22 protein-coding genes and 1 riboswitch are annotated in these 20,201 nt (G+C 41.2%); of the genes, 16 read left to right on the top strand and 6 right to left on the bottom strand.

Annotation, left to right across the window (positions count from 1 at the left end):
* The first annotated feature begins 3 nt into the window (after positions 1 to 3).
* The 3 genes from thiW to thiE are packed head-to-tail and all read left to right on the top strand — an operon-like array spanning position 4 to position 1,956.
* The gene (thiW, locus tag D8849_RS02630) at positions 4 to 528 is read left to right on the top strand and encodes an energy coupling factor transporter S component ThiW (protein ID WP_001225549.1); all 525 of its coding nucleotides are present in this window, start codon (positions 4 to 6) and stop codon (positions 526 to 528) included.
* A complete protein-coding gene (gene thiM / locus D8849_RS02625; protein WP_125386103.1) occupies positions 528 to 1,331 on the top strand; it encodes a hydroxyethylthiazole kinase in 804 nt (267 codons plus the stop codon). The genes thiW and thiM overlap by 1 nt, the downstream gene beginning before the upstream one ends.
* A complete protein-coding gene (thiE, locus tag D8849_RS02620; RefSeq protein ID WP_125386102.1) occupies positions 1,324 to 1,956 on the top strand; it encodes a thiamine phosphate synthase in 633 nt (210 codons plus the stop codon). The genes thiM and thiE overlap by 8 nt, the downstream gene beginning before the upstream one ends.
* A 159-nt stretch (positions 1,957 to 2,115) precedes the next feature.
* Here thiE and thiD read toward each other — a convergent pair whose 3' ends face one another.
* Positions 2,116 to 2,907 (bottom strand): bifunctional hydroxymethylpyrimidine kinase/phosphomethylpyrimidine kinase, encoded by a 792-nt coding sequence (gene thiD, locus D8849_RS02615; RefSeq protein ID WP_125386101.1) that lies wholly within the window; start codon positions 2,905 to 2,907, stop codon positions 2,116 to 2,118.
* Positions 2,908 to 2,990: 83 nt separating this feature from the next.
* Positions 2,991 to 3,088: riboswitch (TPP riboswitch) on the bottom strand.
* A gap of 183 nt (positions 3,089 to 3,271) precedes the next feature.
* On the opposite strand from thiD, the gene D8849_RS02610 reads away from it, so the two are divergent.
* From D8849_RS02610 to D8849_RS02590, 5 genes are all read left to right on the top strand, one after another.
* Positions 3,272 to 3,667 (top strand): CopY/TcrY family copper transport repressor, encoded by a 396-nt coding sequence (locus D8849_RS02610; protein WP_125386100.1) that lies wholly within the window; start codon positions 3,272 to 3,274, stop codon positions 3,665 to 3,667.
* Between the two features lie 10 nt (positions 3,668 to 3,677).
* The gene (locus D8849_RS02605) at positions 3,678 to 4,049 is read left to right on the top strand and encodes a cupredoxin domain-containing protein (RefSeq protein WP_125386099.1); all 372 of its coding nucleotides are present in this window, start codon (positions 3,678 to 3,680) and stop codon (positions 4,047 to 4,049) included.
* Positions 4,050 to 4,058: 9 nt separating this feature from the next.
* On the top strand, positions 4,059 to 6,302 hold the full coding sequence (locus D8849_RS02600) for a heavy metal translocating P-type ATPase (protein WP_125386098.1): 2,244 nt from the start codon (positions 4,059 to 4,061) through the stop codon (positions 6,300 to 6,302).
* A gap of 212 nt (positions 6,303 to 6,514) precedes the next feature.
* On the top strand, positions 6,515 to 8,290 hold the full coding sequence (gene spxB / locus D8849_RS02595; RefSeq protein WP_000191819.1) for a pyruvate oxidase: 1,776 nt from the start codon (positions 6,515 to 6,517) through the stop codon (positions 8,288 to 8,290).
* A gap of 58 nt (positions 8,291 to 8,348) precedes the next feature.
* Entirely contained in the window at positions 8,349 to 8,696 is a 348-nt protein-coding gene (locus D8849_RS02590) for a VOC family protein (protein WP_001052638.1), read from the top strand.
* 165 nt (positions 8,697 to 8,861) lie between these two features.
* Here D8849_RS02590 and D8849_RS02585 read toward each other — a convergent pair whose 3' ends face one another.
* A complete protein-coding gene (locus D8849_RS02585; RefSeq protein ID WP_000913393.1) occupies positions 8,862 to 9,206 on the bottom strand; it encodes a lipopolysaccharide assembly protein LapA domain-containing protein in 345 nt (114 codons plus the stop codon).
* Between the two features lie 326 nt (positions 9,207 to 9,532).
* Between D8849_RS02585 and D8849_RS02580 the strand changes: the two genes are divergently transcribed.
* From D8849_RS02580 to manA, 3 genes are all read left to right on the top strand, one after another.
* Positions 9,533 to 9,793, top strand: a complete 261-nt coding sequence (locus tag D8849_RS02580) for a SemiSWEET family transporter (protein ID WP_001291472.1) — start codon at positions 9,533 to 9,535, stop codon at positions 9,791 to 9,793.
* A gap of 208 nt (positions 9,794 to 10,001) precedes the next feature.
* Positions 10,002 to 11,441 (top strand): 6-phospho-beta-glucosidase, encoded by a 1,440-nt coding sequence (locus D8849_RS02575; RefSeq protein WP_000136868.1) that lies wholly within the window; start codon positions 10,002 to 10,004, stop codon positions 11,439 to 11,441.
* A 120-nt stretch (positions 11,442 to 11,561) separates the two neighbouring features.
* Positions 11,562 to 12,506, top strand: coding sequence for a mannose-6-phosphate isomerase, class I (gene manA, locus D8849_RS02570; protein WP_125386097.1), 945 nt, complete (start codon positions 11,562 to 11,564; stop codon positions 12,504 to 12,506).
* Positions 12,507 to 12,546: 40 nt separating this feature from the next.
* Here the strand turns inward: manA and D8849_RS02565 are convergent, their stop codons facing one another.
* Entirely contained in the window at positions 12,547 to 13,887 is a 1,341-nt protein-coding gene (locus D8849_RS02565; RefSeq protein ID WP_125386096.1) for a sodium-dependent transporter, read from the bottom strand.
* Between the two features lie 234 nt (positions 13,888 to 14,121).
* On the opposite strand from D8849_RS02565, the gene D8849_RS02560 reads away from it, so the two are divergent.
* Positions 14,122 to 14,862 (top strand): MerR family transcriptional regulator, encoded by a 741-nt coding sequence (locus D8849_RS02560; protein ID WP_125386095.1) that lies wholly within the window; start codon positions 14,122 to 14,124, stop codon positions 14,860 to 14,862.
* A 41-nt stretch (positions 14,863 to 14,903) separates the two neighbouring features.
* Here the strand turns inward: D8849_RS02560 and D8849_RS02555 are convergent, their stop codons facing one another.
* From D8849_RS02555 to D8849_RS02545, 3 genes are read right to left on the bottom strand one after another with little or no spacing between them, the layout of a single operon-like run.
* On the bottom strand, positions 14,904 to 15,425 hold the full coding sequence (locus tag D8849_RS02555) for a DUF1697 domain-containing protein (protein WP_125386094.1): 522 nt from the start codon (positions 15,423 to 15,425) through the stop codon (positions 14,904 to 14,906).
* Between the two features lie 48 nt (positions 15,426 to 15,473).
* Positions 15,474 to 16,646, bottom strand: a complete 1,173-nt coding sequence (gene aao / locus D8849_RS02550) for an aminoacetone oxidase (protein WP_125386093.1) — start codon at positions 16,644 to 16,646, stop codon at positions 15,474 to 15,476.
* Positions 16,647 to 16,704: 58 nt separating this feature from the next.
* The gene (locus tag D8849_RS02545; RefSeq protein ID WP_125386092.1) at positions 16,705 to 17,550 is read right to left on the bottom strand and encodes a DegV family protein; all 846 of its coding nucleotides are present in this window, start codon (positions 17,548 to 17,550) and stop codon (positions 16,705 to 16,707) included.
* A 124-nt stretch (positions 17,551 to 17,674) separates the two neighbouring features.
* Here D8849_RS02545 and D8849_RS02540 point away from each other — a divergent pair, with 124 nt between their 5' ends.
* From D8849_RS02540 to clpP, 4 genes are all read left to right on the top strand, one after another.
* Positions 17,675 to 18,232, top strand: coding sequence for a TetR/AcrR family transcriptional regulator (locus D8849_RS02540; protein WP_125386091.1), 558 nt, complete (start codon positions 17,675 to 17,677; stop codon positions 18,230 to 18,232).
* Positions 18,233 to 18,250: 18 nt separating this feature from the next.
* Complete coding sequence (locus tag D8849_RS02535) at positions 18,251 to 18,718, top strand: deoxycytidylate deaminase (protein WP_000136973.1); 468 nt, start codon at positions 18,251 to 18,253, stop codon at positions 18,716 to 18,718.
* 88 nt (positions 18,719 to 18,806) lie between these two features.
* Positions 18,807 to 19,436 (top strand): uracil phosphoribosyltransferase, encoded by a 630-nt coding sequence (upp, locus tag D8849_RS02530; protein WP_000515974.1) that lies wholly within the window; start codon positions 18,807 to 18,809, stop codon positions 19,434 to 19,436.
* Positions 19,437 to 19,609: 173 nt separating this feature from the next.
* Positions 19,610 to 20,200 (top strand): ATP-dependent Clp protease proteolytic subunit ClpP, encoded by a 591-nt coding sequence (gene clpP / locus D8849_RS02525; protein WP_000613475.1) that lies wholly within the window; start codon positions 19,610 to 19,612, stop codon positions 20,198 to 20,200.
* The last annotated feature ends 1 nt before the right edge of the window (position 20,201 follow it).

Here is a 20,201-nt window from a genome sequence, read left to right as displayed (position 1 = left end):
AACATGAGAAAGCACCAATTACAAGTTCACAAATTAACCATTTTATCCATGATGATTGCCCTTGATGTGGTCTTGACACCTATCTTCCGAATCGAAGGTATGGCGCCAATGTCTAGTGTAGTCAATATTTTAGCAGGAATCATGATGGGACCTGTTTATGCTTTGGCTATGGCTACAGTGACAGCCTTTATCCGTATGACGACTCAAGGGATTCCGCCTTTAGCTCTCACAGGAGCGACTTTTGGAGCCCTTCTAGCAGGTCTCTTTTATAAGTACGGTCGAAAATTTCACTATTCTGCTCTCGGAGAGATTTTGGGAACAGGTATTATTGGTTCTATTGTTTCCTATCCTGTTATGGTACTCTTTACAGGATCAGCTGCAAAGCTTAGCTGGTTTATCTATACTCCTCGATTTTTCGGAGCAACCTTAATCGGTACAGCGATTTCTTTTATTGCCTTTCGATTTTTAATCAAGCAGGAATTCTTTAAAAAAGTGCAGGGATATTTCTTTGCTGAAAGGATAGACTGATGCTGGAATTGACAAATCCTTTTCCTCTGGAAACGACTTCCCTCATTCACTGTATTACCAATGAGATTTCTTGTGAGATGCTAGCAAATGGGATTTTGGCTCTGGGATGTAAACCAGTTATGGCAGATGATCCCCGTGAGGTTCTTGATTTCACTAAGCAAAGCCAGGCACTCTTCATCAATTTGGGGCATTTGTCAGCTGAGAAGGAAAAAGCAATCCGTATGGCAGCTTCTTATGCAGCTCAAGCTGGTCTCCCAATGGTAGTAGATGCGGTTGGCGTAACAGCTTCATTCATTCGTAAGAGCTTAGTTAAAGACCTTTTAGACTATAGACCTACGGTCCTTAAAGGAAACATGTCAGAAATTCGAAGTCTTGTTGGCTTAAAACATCACGGAGTTGGGGTCGATGCCAGTGCTAAAGATCAAGAAACTGAGGATTTGCTTCAAGTCTTGAAAGACTGGTGTCAGACCTATCCAGGTATGTCATTCTTAGTCACTGGTCCCAAGGACCTCATCGTTTCAGAAAATCATGTTGCTGTATTGGGAAATGGTTGTGAAGAATTGGATTGGATAACAGGGACAGGAGACTTGGTTGGAGCCTTAACAGCTGTTTTTCTCAGCCAAGGAAAAACTGCCTTTGAAGCTTCTTGCTTAGCAGTCTCTTATCTCAATATCTCTGCTGAGAGAATAGTTGTTCAAGGAATGGGATTGGAAGATTTTCGATACCAAGTACTCAATCAGCTTTCGCTCCTCAAAAGAGATGAAAACTGGCTAGATGCTATCAAAGGAGATGTTTATGAATAGAGAGGCGCTTAGACTGTATCTAGTAACCAATCGCTACCAAGATTCCTTGGAAAGCTTTCTTGAAAAGGTTGAGACGGCTTGCCGTTCAGGGGTTACCATAGTCCAATTGCGAGAAAAAAATCTCACAACCAATCAATATTATCAACTGGCAAAACAAGTCAAGGAAATAACAGATGCCTATCAGGTACCCCTGATCATCGATGATCGTTTGGATGTCTGTCTTGCAGTTGATGCTGCTGGTCTGCATATTGGAGACGATGAACTACCAGTTTCGGTGGCCCGACAAGTCTTGGGTTCTGAAAAAATACTTGGTGTCACAGCTAAAACTGTAAAAAGAGCCCTAGAGGCAGAAGAAGGGGGAGCAGATTACTTGGGGACAGGAGCCATTTTCCCGACTACGACCAAGGAAAATGCACCTATCACCCTGATTTCAACCTTGAAAACAATTTGCCAAAGGGTTGCCATCCCAGTAGTTGCTATTGGAGGCTTGACTTCAGAGAACATTGACCAACTTGCCGCAACTGGCATAGCTGGAGTAGCTGTAGTGCGTGATTTGATGCAGTCAGAAGATATAGAGGCAAAAACGCAAGCCTTTTTAACAAAGTTGGATGACATTATTTTCTAATTAATACTCAATGAAAATCAAAGAGCAAATTAGGAAGCTAGTCGCAGGTTGTTCAAAGCACAGCTTTGAGGTTGCAGATAAAGCTTACGTCGTTTGAAGAGATTTTCGAAAAGTATAAAAACTCTCTAATTCCCTTAAAGTGGGAACTAGAGAGTTTTTTTAATCTTTAAAGCTTGTATGGTTGACTGGACCAGAACCATGACCGAGTTGAGGGGCATCTTGGATGGCTTTCGTAATAAAGGCCTTGGCTTTATCGACTGCTTGATAGAGGGTTTTCCCCTTGGCAAGTTCAGCCGTAATCACTGCAGCAAAGGTACACCCAGTACCATGGGTGTGACAGGTTTGAATTCTTGGACTTTCCCAGACAAATTGGTCATCCTTGGTAAAGAGGAAATCTTTGGCACCGCCTTCGAGATGGCCACCTTTGATGACAACCGACTGAGGACCAAATTCTTTTAAAATCAGGCGACCGGCACGTTGCATGTCTTCGGGGTCATGAATTGAAAAACCAACAATCTCTTCTGCCTCAGGAAGATTGGGTGTGATAATACTTGCAAGTGGAAGCAGGTTTGTTTTTAGGTAAGTTCTGGCACTGGTATCAATCAGGGTGTCACCGCTTGTTGCGACCATAACAGGGTCAAGGACATAGGGACAATCCAGGTTTTTAAGATAGGGCTGGATGATTTCCATAATTTCAGTAGTTGCCAACATCCCAGTTTTTACAGCCTGAGGCTTGATATCCGAAAAGACACTCTCCAATTGGGCTTTCAACATTTGAGGAGAAACGTGCTCGATCAATTGAACGCCTTTGGTATTTTGAGCGACAAGACTGGTCACAACGGCCATTCCATAGACATCTCTAGCTTGGAATGACTTTAAATCAGCCATAATGCCAGCACCGCCACTAGGGTCAGTCCCTGCAATGGTCAAAGCAACGGGTAAATAAGTCATCTAAAACCTCCCAACCAACTGAAGTTTGTATTCTTAAGAACAAGCTAGTCCGTTTCAGGAAGGCAATAGAAGACTGCTAGTCCCCATTATCATTTCCACTTCCATCAGCTAGCATTACCTAGATTGAGTCAAAGGGTCTAACAGTTGTTAATCTCAGCTTTACGCACCCCTAGTGGTTGTTTTCTTTTTTCTTTAGTATAGCATATTTTTATAGTTTATATAGTAAGATTTGACTGAAAATCCTTTATCAAATGGTTAAAATTCAAATTTTCAAAGAAAAGATTAATTTCATAGTTGACAAATGTAGATTTTAGGAGTATACTAACAATTGTAATCGACAAATGTAGATTTAGGAGGTGTGATTATGCAGATTTCAGATGCAGAATGGCAGGTCATGAAGATTATTTGGATGCAAGGAGAGCAGACTAGTACGGATTTGATAAGGGTTCTGGCGGAGCGGTTCGACTGGTCCAAGTCAACCATTCAAACTCTTTTGGCTCGTTTGGTTGAGAAAGAGTGTCTGACAAGGAAAAAAGAAGGCAAGTTCTTTGTTTATTCGGCGCTTTTAACTCTAGACCAAAGCCGAGACTTGCTTGTCCAAGATATCAAGGACAAGGTTTGTTCCCGTAGGATTAAGAACTTGTTGGCTGATTTGATTGCTGAATGTGATTTTACTAAGGATGACTTGGAAGACTTGGAAGCTGTGATTTCTGAGAAGAAATCAAGCGCTGTGACAGAAGTAAAATGTAATTGTATGTAAAGGAGACGTCATGTTAAATAGTATTGTAACCATTGTTTGTATTACCCTTATCGCCTTTATCTTGTTTTGGTTTTTCAAAAAGCCTGAAAAATCTGGACAAAAAGCCCAGCAAAAAAACGGCTACCAAGAGATTCGAGTGGAGGTCATGGGGGGCTATACGCCTGAGTTGATTATCCTCAAGAAATCAGTGCCAGCCCGCATTGTCTTTGACCGCAAGGACCCTTCACCCTGTCTGGACCAAATTGTTTTTCCAGATTTTGGTGTACATGCGAACCTGCCAATGGGTGAAGAGTATGTAGTGGAAATCACGCCTGAGCAGGCTGGAGAGTATGGTTTCTCTTGTGGCATGAATATGATGCACGGCAAGATGATTGTAGAATAGGAGAATGATATGACTGAAATTGTAAAAGCAAGTCTTGAAAATGGTGTTCAAAAAATCCGTATCACGGCAGACAAAGGCTACCATCCAGCTCATATACAGCTTCAAAAAGGGATTCCAGCTGAGATTACCTTTCATCGAGCAACTCCTTCAAACTGTTACAAGGAAATTCTGTTTGAAGAAGAAGGCATCTTAGAGCCAATCGGCGTAGATGAGGAGAAAGTCATTCGTTTTACACCTCAAGAATTAGGTCAACATGAATTTTCTTGTGGTATGAAGATGCAAAAGGGAAGTTATACAGTTGTTGAGAAGACTCGAAAATCTCTATCACTCCTCCAGCGTTTTTGGATTACTAGTATCTTTACTGTGCCTCTTGTGATCCTCATGATTGGGATGTCGACAGGAGGAATTAGTCACCAAGTCATGCGTTGGGGCACCTTTTTAGCCACAACACCGATTATGCTAGTAGCAGGTGGTCCTTATATCCAAAGTGCTTGGGCTAGTTTTAAAAAGCACAATGCCAACATGGATACCTTGGTTGCTCTGGGAACCCTAGTGGCCTATTTCTATAGCTTAGTTGCCCTCTTCGCTGGCCTCCCCGTTTACTTTGAAAGTGCTGCATTTATCTTCTTCTTCGTTCTTATGGGAGCCGTTTTTGAGGAGAAAATGCGGAAAAATACTTCCCAAGCTGTGGAGAAATTACTTGACTTGCAAGCTAAAACTGCAGAAGTCTTGCGTGAGGATAACTATGTTCAAGTCCCTTTGGAGCAAGTCAAGGTAGGTGACCTGATTCGAGTGCGTCCCGGTGAAAAGATTGCGGTTGATGGTGTCGTAGTAGAAGGTATCTCTAGTATTGATGAGTCTATGGTGACAGGTGAGAGTCTGCCTGTGGACAAGACAGTTGGAGATACCGTCATTGGTTCAACCATCAATAATAGTGGAACACTTGTTTTTAGAGCAGAAAAAGTTGGTTCAGAGACTGTTTTGGCTCAGATTGTGGATTTTGTGAAGAAAGCTCAGACAAGTCGTGCGCCGATTCAGGACTTGACGGATAAAATTTCAGGGATTTTTGTCCCAGCAGTTGTCATTTTAGGGATTGTGACCTTTTGGGTTTGGTTCGTCTTGCTCAGGGATAGTGTAGTTGTGCTTGGAGCGAGCTTTGTGTCTTCGCTTCTCTATGGAGTAGCAGTTCTGATTATTGCCTGCCCTTGTGCATTGGGACTTGCAACACCGACAGCCCTTATGGTGGGGACAGGTCGCAGTGCCAAGATGGGAGTTCTCCTCAAAAATGGAACGGTTCTACAGGAAATCCAGAAAGTCCAAACCATTGTCTTTGATAAAACAGGGACTTTAACTGAAGGGAAACCTGTGGTCACAGATATCATCGGTGACGAAGTAGAAGTGCTTGGATTGGCAGCTTCCTTGGAAGAAGCTTCTCAACACCCACTGGCTGAAGCCGTTGTGAAACGAGCGAGTGAAGCTGGACTTGAGCTTCAAACTGTTGAAAATTTCCAAGCCTGGCACGGAAAAGGTGTTTCAGGGCAAATCAATGGAAAACAAGTTCTGCTTGGAAATGCTAAAATGCTGGATGGCATGAACATTTCTAGCACTTATCAAGAAAAACTAGAAGAACTGGAAAAAGAAGCTAAGACAGTTGTGTTTTTGGCTGTGGACAATGAAATCAAAGGCTTGCTTGCTTTGCAAGATATCCCTAAGGAAAATGCTAAGCTAGCCATCAGTCAGTTGAAAAAACGAGGCCTTAAAACAGTCATGCTAACAGGAGACAATGCAGGTGTGGCGCGTGCTATTGCCGATCAGATCGGAATCGAAGAGGTCATTGCAGGTGTCTTACCAGAAGAAAAAGCCCATGAAATCCATAAACTACAAGTGACTGGAAAAGTAGCCTTTGTTGGTGACGGTATCAATGACGCTCCTGCCCTCAGTGTAGCAGATGTGGGGATTGCTATGGGAGCTGGAACAGATATTGCCATCGAGTCAGCAGATTTGGTGTTGACAACTAATAACCTCCTAGGAGTGGTTCGTGCCTTTGACATGAGTAAGAAAACCTTTAATCGAATTCTGCTCAATCTTTTCTGGGCCTTTATCTACAATGTCGCCGGAATTCCGATTGCAGCAGGAGTCTTTTCTGGTGTTGGACTGGCCCTCAATCCAGAACTAGCTGGTCTAGCCATGGCCTTTAGTTCTGTATCTGTTCTGACTAGTTCACTCTTACTAAACTTTAGTAAAATAGACTAAAAGCGGGCTTGCTCGCTTTTTTATTATAAAACAGAAGCTAAAAACGTTTTCAAACTGTACTGTAATAGAGAATAAAAACTTCTGAGCAGATTCTTAGTAAAGTCAAAATAAATGTGATAAATTAGTATTGTAAAAATTTACTGAAACGTTTTCAAAAACTATATGAAACCTTTTTTAGTAGATTTAAAAATATTTGAAGGAGAGTTATCATTATGACTCAAGGGAAAATTACTGCATCTGCAGCAATGCTTAATGTATTGAAAACATGGGGCGTAGACACAATCTACGGTATCCCATCAGGAACACTCAGCTCATTGATGGATGCTTTGGCTGAAGACAAAGATATCCGCTTCTTGCAAGTTCGTCACGAAGAAACAGGTGCTCTTGCAGCGGTTATGCAAGCTAAATTCGGCGGCTCAATCGGGGTTGCAGTTGGTTCAGGTGGTCCAGGTGCGACTCACTTGATTAACGGTGTTTACGATGCAGCTATGGATAACACTCCATTCCTAGCAATCCTTGGATCACGTCCAGTTAACGAACTCAACATGGATGCTTTCCAAGAATTGAACCAAAACCCAATGTACAACGGTATCGCTGTATACAACAAACGTGTAGCTTACGCTGAGCAATTGCCAAAAGTAATCGACGAAGCTTGCCGTGCTGCAGTTTCTAAAAAAGGTCCAGCTGTTGTTGAAATCCCAGTAAACTTCGGTTTCCAAGAAATCGACGAAAATTCATACTACGGTTCAGGTTCATACGAACGTTCATTCATCGCTCCTGCTTTGAACGAAGTTGAAATCGACAAAGCTGTTGAAATCTTGAACAATGCTGAACGTCCAGTTATCTATGCTGGTTACGGTGGTGTTAAAGCTGGTGAAGTGATTACTGAATTGTCACGTAAAATCAAAGCACCAATCATCACAACTGGTAAAAACTTTGAAGCCTTTGAATGGAACTATGAAGGTTTGACAGGTTCTGCTTACCGTGTTGGTTGGAAGCCAGCCAACGAAGTGGTCTTTGAAGCAGACACAGTTCTTTTCCTTGGTTCAAACTTCCCATTTGCTGAAGTTTACCAAGCATTCAAGAATACTGAAAAATTCATCCAAGTGGATATCGACCCTTACAAACTTGGTAAACGTCATGCCCTAGACGCTTCAATCCTTGGTGATGCAGGTCAAGCAGCTAAAGCTATCCTTGACAAAGTGAACCCAGTTGAATCTACTCCATGGTGGCGTGCAAACGTTAAGAACAACCAAAACTGGCGTGATTACATGAACAAAATCGAAGGTAAAACTGAGGGTGAATTGCAATTGTATCAAGTTTACAATGCAATCAACAAACATGCTGATCAAGACGCTATCTACTCAATCGACGTAGGTGACACTACTCAAACATCTACTCGTCACCTTCACATGACACCTAAGAACATGTGGCGTACATCTCCACTCTTTGCGACAATGGGTATTGCCCTTCCTGGTGGTATCGCTGCTAAGAAAGACAATCCAGATCGCCAAGTATGGAACATCATGGGTGACGGTGCATTCAACATGTGCTACCCAGACGTTATCACAAACGTTCAATACGACCTTCCAGTTATCAACGTTGTCTTCTCAAATGGTAAATATGCCTTCATCAAGGACAAATACGAAGACACAAACAAACACTTGTTTGGTTGTGACTTCCCTAATGCTGACTATGCGAAAATCGCTGAAGCTCAAGGTGCTGTAGGATTTACAGTTGACCGTATCGAAGACATCGATGCAGTTGTTGCAGAAGCTGTTAAACTCAACAAAGAAGGTAAAACTGTTGTGATCGATGCTCGCATCACTCCACACCGTCCACTTCCAGTAGAAGTACTTGAATTGGATCCAAAACTTCACTCAGAAGAAGCAATCAAAGACTTCAAGGAAAAATACGAAGCAGAAGAACTCGTACCATTCCGCCTCTTCTTGGAAGAAGAAGGATTGCAATCACGCGCAATTAAATAATTCCTTCGTGGAACTTAAAAAGATCGGAGCAATCCGGTCTTTTTATGGAGGATAGTAAATGAATTTAAATCAATTAGATATTATCGTTTCAGATGTTCCCCAAGTCTGTGCTGACTTGGAGCGTATTTTGGATAAAAAGCCCGATTATGTTGATGACAGTTTTGCTCAGTTTACGATTGGCAGTCACTGTCTGATGTTGTCCCAAAATCATTTGATTCCTTTGGAAGATTTTCAGTCAGGAATCATTCTTCATATCGAGGTTGAGGATGTAGACCAGAATTACCAACGGTTGAAAGAACTTGGTATCCAGGTTTTAAACGGACCAACTGTAACCGATTGGGGAACAGAGTCCTTATTAGTTAAAGGGCCTGCTGGTCTAGTGATTGATTTTTATCGTATGAAGTAGGTAATTCTATTATCAAATTTTTTATCTAAACATTCTTGGAGTGAAACTTAAAAAGATCGGAGCAATTCGATCTTTTTTGTATTTATGCGACTTTCAGTCCGTCTCGCTCCGTTAGGTGCGAGACAAAAAACCACCCGTTTTCACGGGTGGTTATGATTTCTACACTTATTGTTTGGCTTCCTGTTTTAATTGTTGCACCTGTTCCTCGTACTGGACAAGCTCCCTGTCTTTTATATTGATAGTCGCTTCTGCTTCAGCAATGCGGCTTCTCAGATCTTGAGTCTTGTTATGGTGATAGCTAATACCAATAGCACTACCAGCAATGATCCCGATTACTAGACAAGTAAAAATCACCAAAATCAAGGGAGCAGATAGTTGTGTAAAGACAAGACTGACAGTTACTGTTTGACGATTGAGTAGACCAAATGAGATCACAATGACTAATAAGCTCAAACCGCCAATTAGATAAGCCTTATCTTTCAGTGACAATTCATTAAATTTTTTTAGCATAAGTTCCTTTTCTCCTGACTATGTTGATAGAAAACTACACACCATTTAGGTATTAACAAAATTCATTTTACTAGAAAATTTCGATACTGTCAATAATTTCTAACGGCTTATTTACCATCAATCAATCGATTCATTGAAAAGGAGTATTCATTTTCTAATATTTGATTGAGTAAACAGAACGGAGCAATTCGGTCTTTTTTCTGTTCCCTCTTTCTTATAACAAGATTGTGATAGTTTATATCTTTATAACAAAAGTTTTAAAGACTTGATTGTTTTGAAAGAATATTTTAAAATAAGATTCAGTAAAAATGAAAGAGGTTTTGAAAATGTCTGAAAAACAAATGAAAATTTTAGGTTGGGTAGCGACCTTTATGTCTGTTATGATGTATGTGTCTTACTTCCCACAAATCATGAACAATCTGGCTGGTCAAAAAGGAAATTTCATCCAGCCCTTGGTTGCTGCCATCAACTGTAGTCTCTGGGTTTACTACGGTCTTTTCAAAAAAGAAAGAGATATCCCCCTTGCAGCAGCTAATGCACCAGGTATTATTTTTGGCCTAGTGACGGTTATTACAGCTTTGATTTAAAAGGAACAGAGGAGACTAGTTTTCAGTCTTCTTTTTTGTTTCAGGGGAGGCTATTTACTTTTTCTAGAGGATAATTTTTTAAAAAACAATCTGATAAACTTAAATAGTAGAATAGTATCAGTATGTCACAGTATTTTATAAGAAAAGGTTTACAGAATAAGTTATAATATAAGTAAATGAACAAGCAAATAAGAAAGTGAGTAGAGTTATGACCGAAAAACTGACTTTTCCGGATGGTTTCTTGTGGGGCGGAGCGACAGCTGCCAACCAGTGTGAGGGTGCTTATAATTTAGAAGGTCGTGGATTGGCGAATGTGGATGTCGTCCCCATCGGTCCAGATCGTGAAGCCATTATCACAGGTCAGAAAAAGATGTTTTCGTTTGAGGAGGGCTATTTTTACCCAGCCAAGCAAGCTATTGATATGTACCATCATTACAAGGAAGATATTGCCCTTTTTGCGGAAATGGGCTTTAAGACTTATCGTCTATCCATTGCTTGGACTCGGATTTTTCCTAAGGGCGACGAAACAGTGCCAAATGAAGCTGGTCTAGCCTTTTATGAGGATTTATTTAAGGAGTGCCACAAGTATGGTATCCAACCTCTGGTGACTATCACTCATTTCGACTGTCCTATGCACTTGATTACAGAGTACGGTGGTTGGCGCAATCGTCGGATGTTAGACTTCTATGAAAAACTTTGTCGCACACTCTTTACCCGCTATAAGGGTTTGGTCAAATATTGGCTTACCTTCAACGAAATCAACATGATTCTCCATGCCCCCTTTATGGGAGCTGGGCTCTGTTTTGAAGAAGGAGAAAATCAAGAACTGGTTAAATATCAGGCTGCACACTATGAGTTGGTAGCTTCAGCTCTTGCGACAAAGATTGCCCACGAAATTGACCCAGAAAATAAGGTGGGATGTATGTTGGCTGCAGGGCAATACTATCCTAACACAGCCCATCCAAGAGACTACTGGGCAGCCATGGAGGAAGACCGCAAGAGTTACTTCTTCATTGATGTTCAAGCGCGTGGGGAATACCCAAACTACGCCAAGAAGCAGTGGGAGCGTGAGCGAATCGAGATTCAAATGACTGCAGAAGATTTAGAGTTGTTGAAGGACAATACTGTTGACTTTGTTTCCTTCTCTTACTATGCAAGTCTAGTAGCCTCAGGTGATCCAGAAGTTAAAGAATTAACTGCTGGAAATATCTTTGCCTCTCTCAAAAATCCTTATCTTGAATCCTCAGAATGGGGATGGCAGATTGACCCACTTGGTCTTCGTATCACCCTCAATGCTATCTGGGATCGTTACCAAAAGCCAATGTTCATCGTGGAAAACGGTCTAGGTGCTATGGATACACCGGATGAGAATGGTCATGTAGCAGATGACTATCGGATTGCTTACTTAGAGGCTCATATCAAGGCCATGCGAGATGCCATTTACCAAGATGGCGTTGACTTGCTTGGTTATACGACTTGGGGCTGTATCGATCTGGTTTCAGCTGGAACAGGCGAAATGAACAAGCGCTATGGCTTTATCTATGTAGATCGAGATAATGCTGGTCATGGAAGCCTCAAACGTAGCAAGAAGAAATCCTTCTACTGGTACAAGGATGTCATTGCCAGCAATGGTGCAAGCATTGAGTAGAGCACATTTGTTCACTATTTTTATAAAATCTTCTCCCTACTTTATAAGATGTGAAAAAGAGTTCAACTGGAACTCTTTTTTTGCTATAATGAGGGGAGAAAAATCAGACAGGAGAATATGATGTCAGAACCATTATTTTTACAATCAGTTATGCAAGAAAAAATTTGGGGTGGAACCAAGCTACGTGATGAGTTTGGCTACGACATCCCAAGTGAAAAAATCGGAGAATATTGGGCCATCTCAGCCCATCCAAATGGCGTTTCAAAGGTGGCCAATGGTCGTTTTGAGGGAACAGACCTTGCTACTTTGTATGCGGAACATCGTGAATTGTTTGGCAACCGTCCAGAGCCTGTATTTTCGCTTTTGACTAAGATTCTGGATGCTAACGACTGGCTCAGCGTTCAAGTTCACCCAGACGATGCTTATGGACTGGAGCATGAAGGCGAACTCGGAAAAACAGAATGCTGGTACATCATCGCTGCGGATGAAGGTTCAGAGATTATTTACGGTCACAATGCCAAGTCAAAAGAAGAACTCCGTCAGCAAATTGAAGATAAAAACTGGGATGCCTTGTTGACAAAAGTACCAGTTAAAGCTGGAGATTTCTTCTATGTGCCAAGTGGCACCATGCATGCTATCGGTGCGGGCATCTTGATTCTTGAAACCCAACAATCTAGCGATACCACCTATCGCGTCTATGACTTTGACCGTAAGGATGATAATGGTAACTTGCGTGAACTTCACCTTGAAAAATCTATTGATGTATTAAACATTGGTGAGCCTGCAAATAGCCGCCCTGTAACTGTTAAAGCAGATGATTTGCGTTCCACTCTCCTTGTATCCAATGATTTCTTTGCAGTTTACAAGTGGGAAATTACTGGAAAAGTTGACTTCGAAAAGACAGCTGACTACAGCTTGTTCAGTGTCTTAGCTGGTCAAGGTCAACTGACTGTTGACGGAAAAAACTATCCAATCCAAAAAGGTAGCCACTTTATCCTACCAAGTGATGTTGAAGCTTGGACCCTAGAAGGACAAGATTTGGAATTGATTGTTAGCCATCCATAAAAAAGAAAGGGCCTGAGTTCATTACTCAAGTCCTTTTTAATTACATAAATTGGGCGATAAAGACCACGATGATGATGATTGGAATGATGAAACGAAGAAGGAAGAGCCAGACTTGGAACAGTCCCTGTTTCCATGCTCTTTCATCGAGATGGAGTTCCTCCATGGCAAGAGCTTTTTTAAAGATATAGCCTGTAAAAAGTGAAAGGCAGAGAGCTCCAAATGGCATGAGGAGATTGGAAACCAAGAAGTCCATAGCGTCAAAGAAGGTCTTCCCAAAGATGTGAACATCCGCCATGACACCGTAAGATAGGGCTGAAGGAATTCCAAAGACAAAGGTCAAAATTCCTAAAATGGCACTCCACATGGCACGCTTGCTGTTGTCCTGATTGGTGATATTGCCTACATTGATTTCCAGCATAACGACGGAAGAAGTGACTGTCGCAAAGAGGAAGAGCAAGAGGAAGAGGATGTAGAAAATGGTTCCAAAAGGCATCTTGTCAAAGAGTTGAGGCAAGACGATAAAGAGCAGGCTCGGTCCTCCTTCAGATTGGATATTGAAGGCTGACATGGCTGGNAAAATGGCTAGACCCGCCATGATGGATACCGAGATGTTCATGGCTACAATAGAAATTCCTGACTGGACCAGATTGGTTTTCTTATCCAAGTAAGAAGCATAGGTCAGCATGGCTGTAACCCCTAGTGAGAGGGCAAAGAAAGATTGTCCCAGAGCATAGAGGAGACCAGCACTTGTCAGCTTAGAGAAGTCTGGTTTGAGGAAGTAAAGAACCCCTTCCATGGCATTTGACAAACTGAGAGAGCGCCCAATGATGACAACAAAGATGATAAAGAGCAGAGGCATCATAATCTTAGATGCTCTTTCAATCCCTTTTTGAACCCCACGTGATACAATAAAGATATTCAATAGGATAAAGGCAGCTTGAGCTCCAAGCGCAATGGCTGGATTTGAAATGATGGAAGTAAATAACTGAGCATAATCACCCGTTCCGCTAAGTTGGAACAATTTTCCAAACTCAATGCCTAGATAAACCAGAATCCATCCCCCAATAACACTGTAGAAAGATAAGAGGATAAAGAGGGCAAAGGCACCCATCCAACCGATAAAGTTGTACTTACTATTCTTGCCTAGTTTTCCAAAGGTTTTGATTGCTGAGACACCAGCGCTTCGGCCGAGAGCAAATTCAGCTAGCAAAAGGGGGAAACCGATTAGAATAGTGGAAATGAGAAAGACTAGTAAAAAGCCTCCTCCACCGTTAGCAGCAGTCATATAGGGGAATTTCCAAACAGCTCCAAGTCCGATGGCTGAACCAGCAGATGCTAGGATAAAGCCTAGTTTAGAACCCCATTGCGATTTTTCAGACATAGTTAAACTCCTAAAATTAGTGTTACAAAAGAAAAAGCTACTGCCCTTGGCAAATAGCCTCATCAGTACTCAAAATGAGCCTTTCTTTTGATTGATAGACTTGACTATCCTATCATGTTTTCTAAGGTCTGTCAAGAAAACCATTTTCATGTTATGATAAAGTAAAAAATTTCGCAAAAACGCTTGACTCTGACCTAAGGGAAGGGGTTATACTATCAATGTAAGGAGGAAATCATGTACCATATAAAAGAAGCTGCGCAGTTTTCGGGCGTCTCTGTCAAGACCCTGCACCACTACGATAAGATAGGACTTTTGGTTCCTTTAAAGTCGGAAAACGGCTATCGAACCTACAGTCAGGAGGATTTGGAACGCCTTCAGGTTATTCTTTATTACAAATATCTAGGTTTTTCTTTAGAAAAAATAGCAGAGCTATTAAAGGAAGAAAGGACAGATTTATTGCCTCATTTGACTAGGCAGTTGGACTATTTGACTCGAGAAAGGGAACATCTGGATACCTTGATTTCAACTTTGCAAAAAACCATTCAAGAACAAAAAGGAGAAAGAGAAATGAGCATTCAAGAGAAATTTGCTGGATTTAACTACCAAGACCATCAAAAATACCACCAAGAGGCGGTAGAGAAATATGGACAAGAAGTCATGGACCAAGCGCTGGAGCGCCAGAAAGGTCACGAAGACGAAGCTACAGCTGCCTTCAACCAAGTTTTTCGAGCCTTGTCACAAAATCTTCAAGCTGGTCTACCGATAACAGCGTCTGAAAACCAAGAAGAAGCAGGCAAACTCTTGCAAGCCATACGTACTTATGGATTTGACTGCTCTATTGAGGTATTCGGTCATATCGGTAAAGGCTACGTCTATAACCCAGAGTTTAAGGAAAACATTGACAAATTTGGAATTGGAACAGCCCAGTACACATCAGATGTGATTGCCCACTATGTCCAAACTCAGACAAAATAAAATCGGAGGAGTATTCTTCCGATTTTTACTAAATTCAAGCACTACTTGCTTAATAATTTTTCTACTACATTTAGTTTTCGCATGGTCAAATCTACATTGAAAAGCTTTTCAAGATAGTTAGTATTGAGCTTTTTTTGTTTTGCAGTTCTAGGGAGATAGAGGTAAAGACAATGGTTACCGATACAAATTTCTTCTTCACCGTAATCAATTTTCAATTTGTCTAAAGGGAGGCTTTGAATAGATTCTTGATAAAAAATCACGTGTATACGGTCATAAAGATAGTGTTCTCCAAACGGGTTTTCTTGGACAATGTTTTTAAAAACATCCTTATTCTTAATGATTATTTTGAGATCGGCTCCAATCTTTTCCTTTATTAGAGTATGAACCTGTTCTCGTATTTCTTCGAGAGCTAAGTTACTTTCAAGAATAATATTTCCACTTTGAATATAAGTTCGAACTTGTTGAAAACCGGCTTCTGTCAAGATATCTACTAGATAAGACATTTTAGGGATAGCATTTTTTCCATTAGGAGTCACTCCCCTTAGCAAGATAATATGTTCCAAAGGACTTCCTTTCTTTTTGGGCGGATTGTTCCGTTTAGTAATGTATATTTAGATTGGGTTTGAACCCGCCACCCAGCCGGTGCAGAGGGCAGAAGTGATGTTAAACCCACCCGTGTGGGCATTGATATCCAGTACCTCGCCAGCAAAGTGGAGTCCAGGTACCAGCTTACTTTCTAGAGTTTTGGGATTGATTTCCTTGAGACTGACGCCCCCTTTGGTAACAAAGGACTTGGCAAGGGACATTTTACCAGTCACAGGGATTTTGAGGTTTTTGATAGACTGGAGCAGTTGTTCGCGTTCCTTTTCAGTTAGCTGTTTAACTTTTTCAGGAAATCCTTGTACAAAAAATTCGGCCAAGCGTTCTGGAAGTAAGGTTTTTAAGACATTTTTTAGAGATTTTTCTCGATTTTCTTCTAAAAATAAAACGAAGTTCTCCTCAGAAAGTTGAGGCAAAACATCTAGCGAGAGAACCTCCCCACCCTTGACAAAACTAGACATACGCAGGGCAACAGGACCTGACAAACCAAAGTGGGTAAAAAGCAAATCGTGAGTGATGACATGCTTGCCATAGCTTAGGGTTACATCGTCCAGAGAAATTCCTTGAAGCACCTTGTGTGGAAAATCTGTCAACAAAGGACTTTCAGCAGCCTCAAGTTCGGTAATGGTATGTTTAAAATGACGGGCAATCTCATGTCCAAAACCAGTCGAACCAGTGGAAGGATAGGATTTACCACCTGTTGTGACAATCAGTTTATCACAAGTGAAGCTTTGGTCTGCTGACTTAAGGACAAACTGGTCATCCACCTTTTTAACCGAAACAATCTCTGTTTGAGTAGCAACTTGACCACCTAGCTCAGTGATTTTCTTTTCCAAAGCATCGATAATGGTTCGAGACTTGTCACTAGCAGGAAAGACGCGTCCGTGGTCTTCGACCTTAAGTTTAACACCATTTTCCGTAAAAAAGTTAATGATATCATGGTTATCAAATTGGGAGAAGACACTGTAAAGAAAGCGTCCGTTTCCAGGAATGCCAGCTAGTAGGTCGTCCAAGCTACCATTGTTGGTCACATTGCAACGTCCCCCACCAGTCCCAGCTAATTTTTTTCCAAGTTTCCGATTTTTTTCGATGAGGAGGGTTTTCTGTCCATAAAAGCTACTGGAAATTGTAGCCATCATACCAGCAGGACCTCCACCGATGACAATAGTATCAAAATGTTTCATAGCTCTATTGTACCACAAAAAAACAAGAGATGATGGTCATCTCTTGTCAAGAATGCAATTAATCAATTTCATATCCCATCAGCAAACCGCCATCTTCTGCATAGAAACTGCAGAGGCCAGAGGTTGGGAGAATTTTAATATCCGCCTGTGGGAAATTTTCACGAATTCGCTCTGAAAGCTGTTGGCAACATTTCTCGTTATTGCGTTGGGCCATGACAATACGGCCACCAGCATATCCAGCTTTAATGATTTCATCATAGGCAGCTTGAACTGATTTCTTTGAACCTCGTGCTTTTTGTAGCAATTCAAGGGTTCCAGTTTCACTAGCTTCTCCGACCATACGGATATTGAGAAGGCCAACGACCGTACCGATAAGCTTGCTCAAACGGCCGTTCTTCACCAAGTTATCGACTTTGGCTAGGACAAAGAGCAACTTGGTTTTTTCTTGATAGGCAGTGATAGCTTCAACCACTTCTTCAAAAGATAGTCCCTGGTCGATCAAATTATTTATTTTTTCTACGAGCAAGTCAACTTCTCCACCAGCAGACAAGCTATCAATCACATGAATCTTAGTATCAGGATGGTCTTCTAGATAAATATTCTTGGCCAGTTGAGCACTATTGTGACTGCCAGAGAGAGTACCCGTGATGGTTACTAGGAAAATATTTTTGGCTCCTTCAAATGCTCTCAAATAGTCATCTGGGCTTGGACAAGCTGATTTTGAAGCTTCTGCAGTTGCATACATGGTTTCCATCATTTGGTCAATGTCAAGACTAGCATCATCAACAAAGACCTGATTAGCTACTTGAATGGTTAAGGGAACACTCACAAAGGTCGTGTCAATAGCTGGTCTTGCCAGCTGACGATAATCACAACCAGAGTCAGCAATAATCTTCCAAGTCATAGAAATTCTCCATCTTTGTCAGTTATACATTGACAAAGGTTCTGTCTTTTTTTACAATTATATCATGAAAGCCCTTGAAACAAAAGCCTCATCCGTCTGTTGTGACAAGTAGAAAGAAAATGTTATGTCTGAACGTAGAATCTCTGAAAAGTCTCTTGAAAATCTCAGAAAATCAAACCAAGAATCCAATTTATTAACCAGAGAAGCCATTGAAACGGCCCTCTTGCAACTCTTGGAAAAAAAGGACCTGACTAAGATTAGTATTTCTGAATTGGTTAAGCGTGCAGGCGTTTCACGTGCGGCCTTTTATCGTAATTATAATTCCAAAGAGGAAATTTTAGAGAGCGTCTTTAAACGGAGTGTCCACAACATCATGGAACAGTTGCATCATTATGATTTAAAGACAGACCTTTATCTGGTCTGGGTTCACCTTTTCCGGGAGGCAAGAAAGGAAGCCAGAGTGATTCAATTGGCCTTAGATTACCATCTGGAAAAAATCTTTGTCCAAGCCATGCAGGAATTTCTAGAAAAATACCATGGGAAATCAAAAGGTGTCAGCTCTTATCTTCATTCCTTTTGGAGCTCGGCCATCGTCTCTGTCCTCCTAAAATGGATCAAGGATGGCATGAAGGTACCAGCTGAAAAGATTGCGGATTTACGGTTACCATTTTTTAAAAAATAGAGAAAAAGGAGAAGAGATATGACTGAAAAAAGACTAGCATGGGATGAGTATTTTGCAGCCCAAGCTCTACTAATTGCCAATCGTTCCACTTGTAAACGCGCTAAAGTGGGCGCGATTCTTGTAAAAGATAATAAGGTTATTTCCACTGGTTACAATGGTTCGGTGTCAGGAACCGAGCATTGTATTGATCACGAATGTTTGGTTATTGAAGGTCACTGTGTTCGCACCCTTCACGCTGAGGTTAATGCTATTCTTCAAGGTGCTGAACGTGGTGTTCCCAAAGGTTTTACAGCCTATGTGACACATTTTCCTTGTCTGAACTGTACAAAACAATTGCTGCAGGTTGGTTGCAAGCGCGTGGTTTATATCAACCAGTACCGAATGGACGACTACGCCCAATACCTTTATCAAGAAAAAGGGACAGAATTGACCCATCTACCACTTGAGACAGTACAGGCAGCTCTTAAAGAGGCAGATTTAATGTAAAAATTATCAAAAATAAATGGTTTAGAAAGATTTTTAAACCGTTTTTTGGTATAATAAGAAGAATAAATTGAAAGAAGGAACTCCAAAAATGGGAAAAATTGAAGTTATTAATCATCCACTGATTCAACATAAATTGTCAATCTTGCGTCGTACAGATACTTCTACAAAAGCTTTTCGTGAGCTAGTAGATGAGATTGCAATGTTGATGGGGTATGAAGTACTTCGTGATCTTCCACTAGAAGATGTGGAAATCGAAACACCAATCACAAAAACAGTTCAAAAACAATTGGCAGGTAAGAAATTGGCCATCGTTCCAATCTTGCGTGCAGGTATCGGGATGGTTGATGGACTCTTGAGCTTGGTTCCAGCTGCTAAGGTTGGTCACATCGGTATGTACCGTGATGAAGAAACGCTTCAACCAGTTGAGTACTTGGTGAAATTGCCTGAAGATATTGACCAACGTCAAATTTTTGTAGTAGACCCAATGTTGGCAACAGGTGGCTCAGCAATCTTAGCTGTTGACTCCCTTAAAAAACGTGGCGCGTCAAATATCAAATTTGTCTGCCTTGTATCTGCTCCAGAAGGTGTAAAAGCCCTTCAAGAAGCTCATCCAGATGTAGAAATCTTTACAGCAGCCTTGGATGAACGCTTGAACGAACACGGTTATATCGTTCCAGGTCTTGGGGATGCTGGAGACCGCTTGTTCGGTACGAAATAAAATCGAAAAGAAGATTGACTTGGAAAAGAATTTCCAGTCACGAAAGGAGGTTGAATTTTTGTTTCTGTCTGATGAAAACAGAGCAAAAATTTGACCTTTTTTGACCAAGATATTATAATAGTCTTATCTTCAGTCATTTGACCAACAAAATTAAAACTCAAAAGGAGAAATAAATGATTCCTGTAGTTATTGAACAAACAAGCCGTGGAGAACGTTCCTACGATATTTACTCACGTCTTCTCAAAGACCGCATCATTATGCTAACAGGCCCAGTTGAAGACAACATGGCCAACTCTGTTATTGCCCAATTGCTTTTCTTGGATGCCCAAGATAGTACAAAAGATATTTACCTTTATGTCAATACACCTGGTGGTTCCGTTTCAGCTGGTTTAGCAATCGTTGATACTATGAACTTTATCAAGGCTGATGTCCAAACTATCGTTATGGGTATGGCAGCATCTATGGGGACGGTCATTGCATCAAGTGGAGCAAAAGGCAAACGTTTCATGCTTCCAAATGCAGAGTATATGATTCATCAACCAATGGGTGGTACAGGTGGTGGTACTCAACAAACCGATATGGCGATCGCTGCAGAACACTTGCTTAAAACTCGTAATACCTTGGAAAAAATCTTGGCTGAAAATTCAGGTCAGTCAATCGAAAAAGTTCACGCAGATGCAGAACGTGATAACTGGATGAGTGCTCAAGAAACACTTGAATATGGCTTTATTGATGAAATCATGGCCAACAATTCATTGAACTAAT

This window comes from Streptococcus mitis (assembly GCF_003942765.1).
In the GTDB taxonomy this organism is placed as follows: Bacteria; Bacillota; Bacilli; order Lactobacillales; family Streptococcaceae; genus Streptococcus; species Streptococcus mitis_BE.
The sequence above is the reverse complement of the archived record's forward strand: the minus strand, read 5'-3'. Positions and strand labels throughout refer to the sequence as shown.

Bases quoted from the DNA above. Each gene is read 5' to 3' on its own strand.
- D8849_RS02605 (WP_125386099.1), top strand. From the start codon at position 3,678: ATGTTAAATAGTATTGTAACCATTGTTTGTATTACCCTTATCGCCTTT.
- aao (WP_125386093.1), bottom strand. From the start codon at position 16,646: ATGAAACATTTTGATACTATTGTCATCGGTGGAGGTCCTGCTGGTATG.
- D8849_RS02545 (WP_125386092.1), bottom strand. From the start codon at position 17,550: ATGACTTGGAAGATTATTGCTGACTCTGGTTGTGATTATCGTCAGCTG.
- D8849_RS02585 (WP_000913393.1), bottom strand. From the start codon at position 9,206: ATGCTAAAAAAATTTAATGAATTGTCACTGAAAGATAAGGCTTATCTA.
- thiW (WP_001225549.1), top strand. From the start codon at position 4: ATGAGAAAGCACCAATTACAAGTTCACAAATTAACCATTTTATCCATG.
- D8849_RS02590 (WP_001052638.1), top strand. From the start codon at position 8,349: ATGAATTTAAATCAATTAGATATTATCGTTTCAGATGTTCCCCAAGTC.
- thiM (WP_125386103.1), top strand. From the start codon at position 528: ATGCTGGAATTGACAAATCCTTTTCCTCTGGAAACGACTTCCCTCATT.
- D8849_RS02610 (WP_125386100.1), top strand. From the start codon at position 3,272: ATGCAGATTTCAGATGCAGAATGGCAGGTCATGAAGATTATTTGGATG.
- manA (WP_125386097.1), top strand. From the start codon at position 11,562: ATGTCAGAACCATTATTTTTACAATCAGTTATGCAAGAAAAAATTTGG.
- D8849_RS02600 (WP_125386098.1), top strand. From the start codon at position 4,059: ATGACTGAAATTGTAAAAGCAAGTCTTGAAAATGGTGTTCAAAAAATC.
- D8849_RS02540 (WP_125386091.1), top strand. From the start codon at position 17,675: ATGTCTGAACGTAGAATCTCTGAAAAGTCTCTTGAAAATCTCAGAAAA.
- D8849_RS02535 (WP_000136973.1), top strand. From the start codon at position 18,251: ATGACTGAAAAAAGACTAGCATGGGATGAGTATTTTGCAGCCCAAGCT.
- spxB (WP_000191819.1), top strand. From the start codon at position 6,515: ATGACTCAAGGGAAAATTACTGCATCTGCAGCAATGCTTAATGTATTG.
- D8849_RS02560 (WP_125386095.1), top strand. From the start codon at position 14,122: ATGTACCATATAAAAGAAGCTGCGCAGTTTTCGGGCGTCTCTGTCAAG.
- D8849_RS02575 (WP_000136868.1), top strand. From the start codon at position 10,002: ATGACCGAAAAACTGACTTTTCCGGATGGTTTCTTGTGGGGCGGAGCG.
- clpP (WP_000613475.1), top strand. From the start codon at position 19,610: ATGATTCCTGTAGTTATTGAACAAACAAGCCGTGGAGAACGTTCCTAC.
- thiE (WP_125386102.1), top strand. From the start codon at position 1,324: ATGAATAGAGAGGCGCTTAGACTGTATCTAGTAACCAATCGCTACCAA.
- thiD (WP_125386101.1), bottom strand. From the start codon at position 2,907: ATGACTTATTTACCCGTTGCTTTGACCATTGCAGGGACTGACCCTAGT.
- D8849_RS02580 (WP_001291472.1), top strand. From the start codon at position 9,533: ATGTCTGAAAAACAAATGAAAATTTTAGGTTGGGTAGCGACCTTTATG.
- upp (WP_000515974.1), top strand. From the start codon at position 18,807: ATGGGAAAAATTGAAGTTATTAATCATCCACTGATTCAACATAAATTG.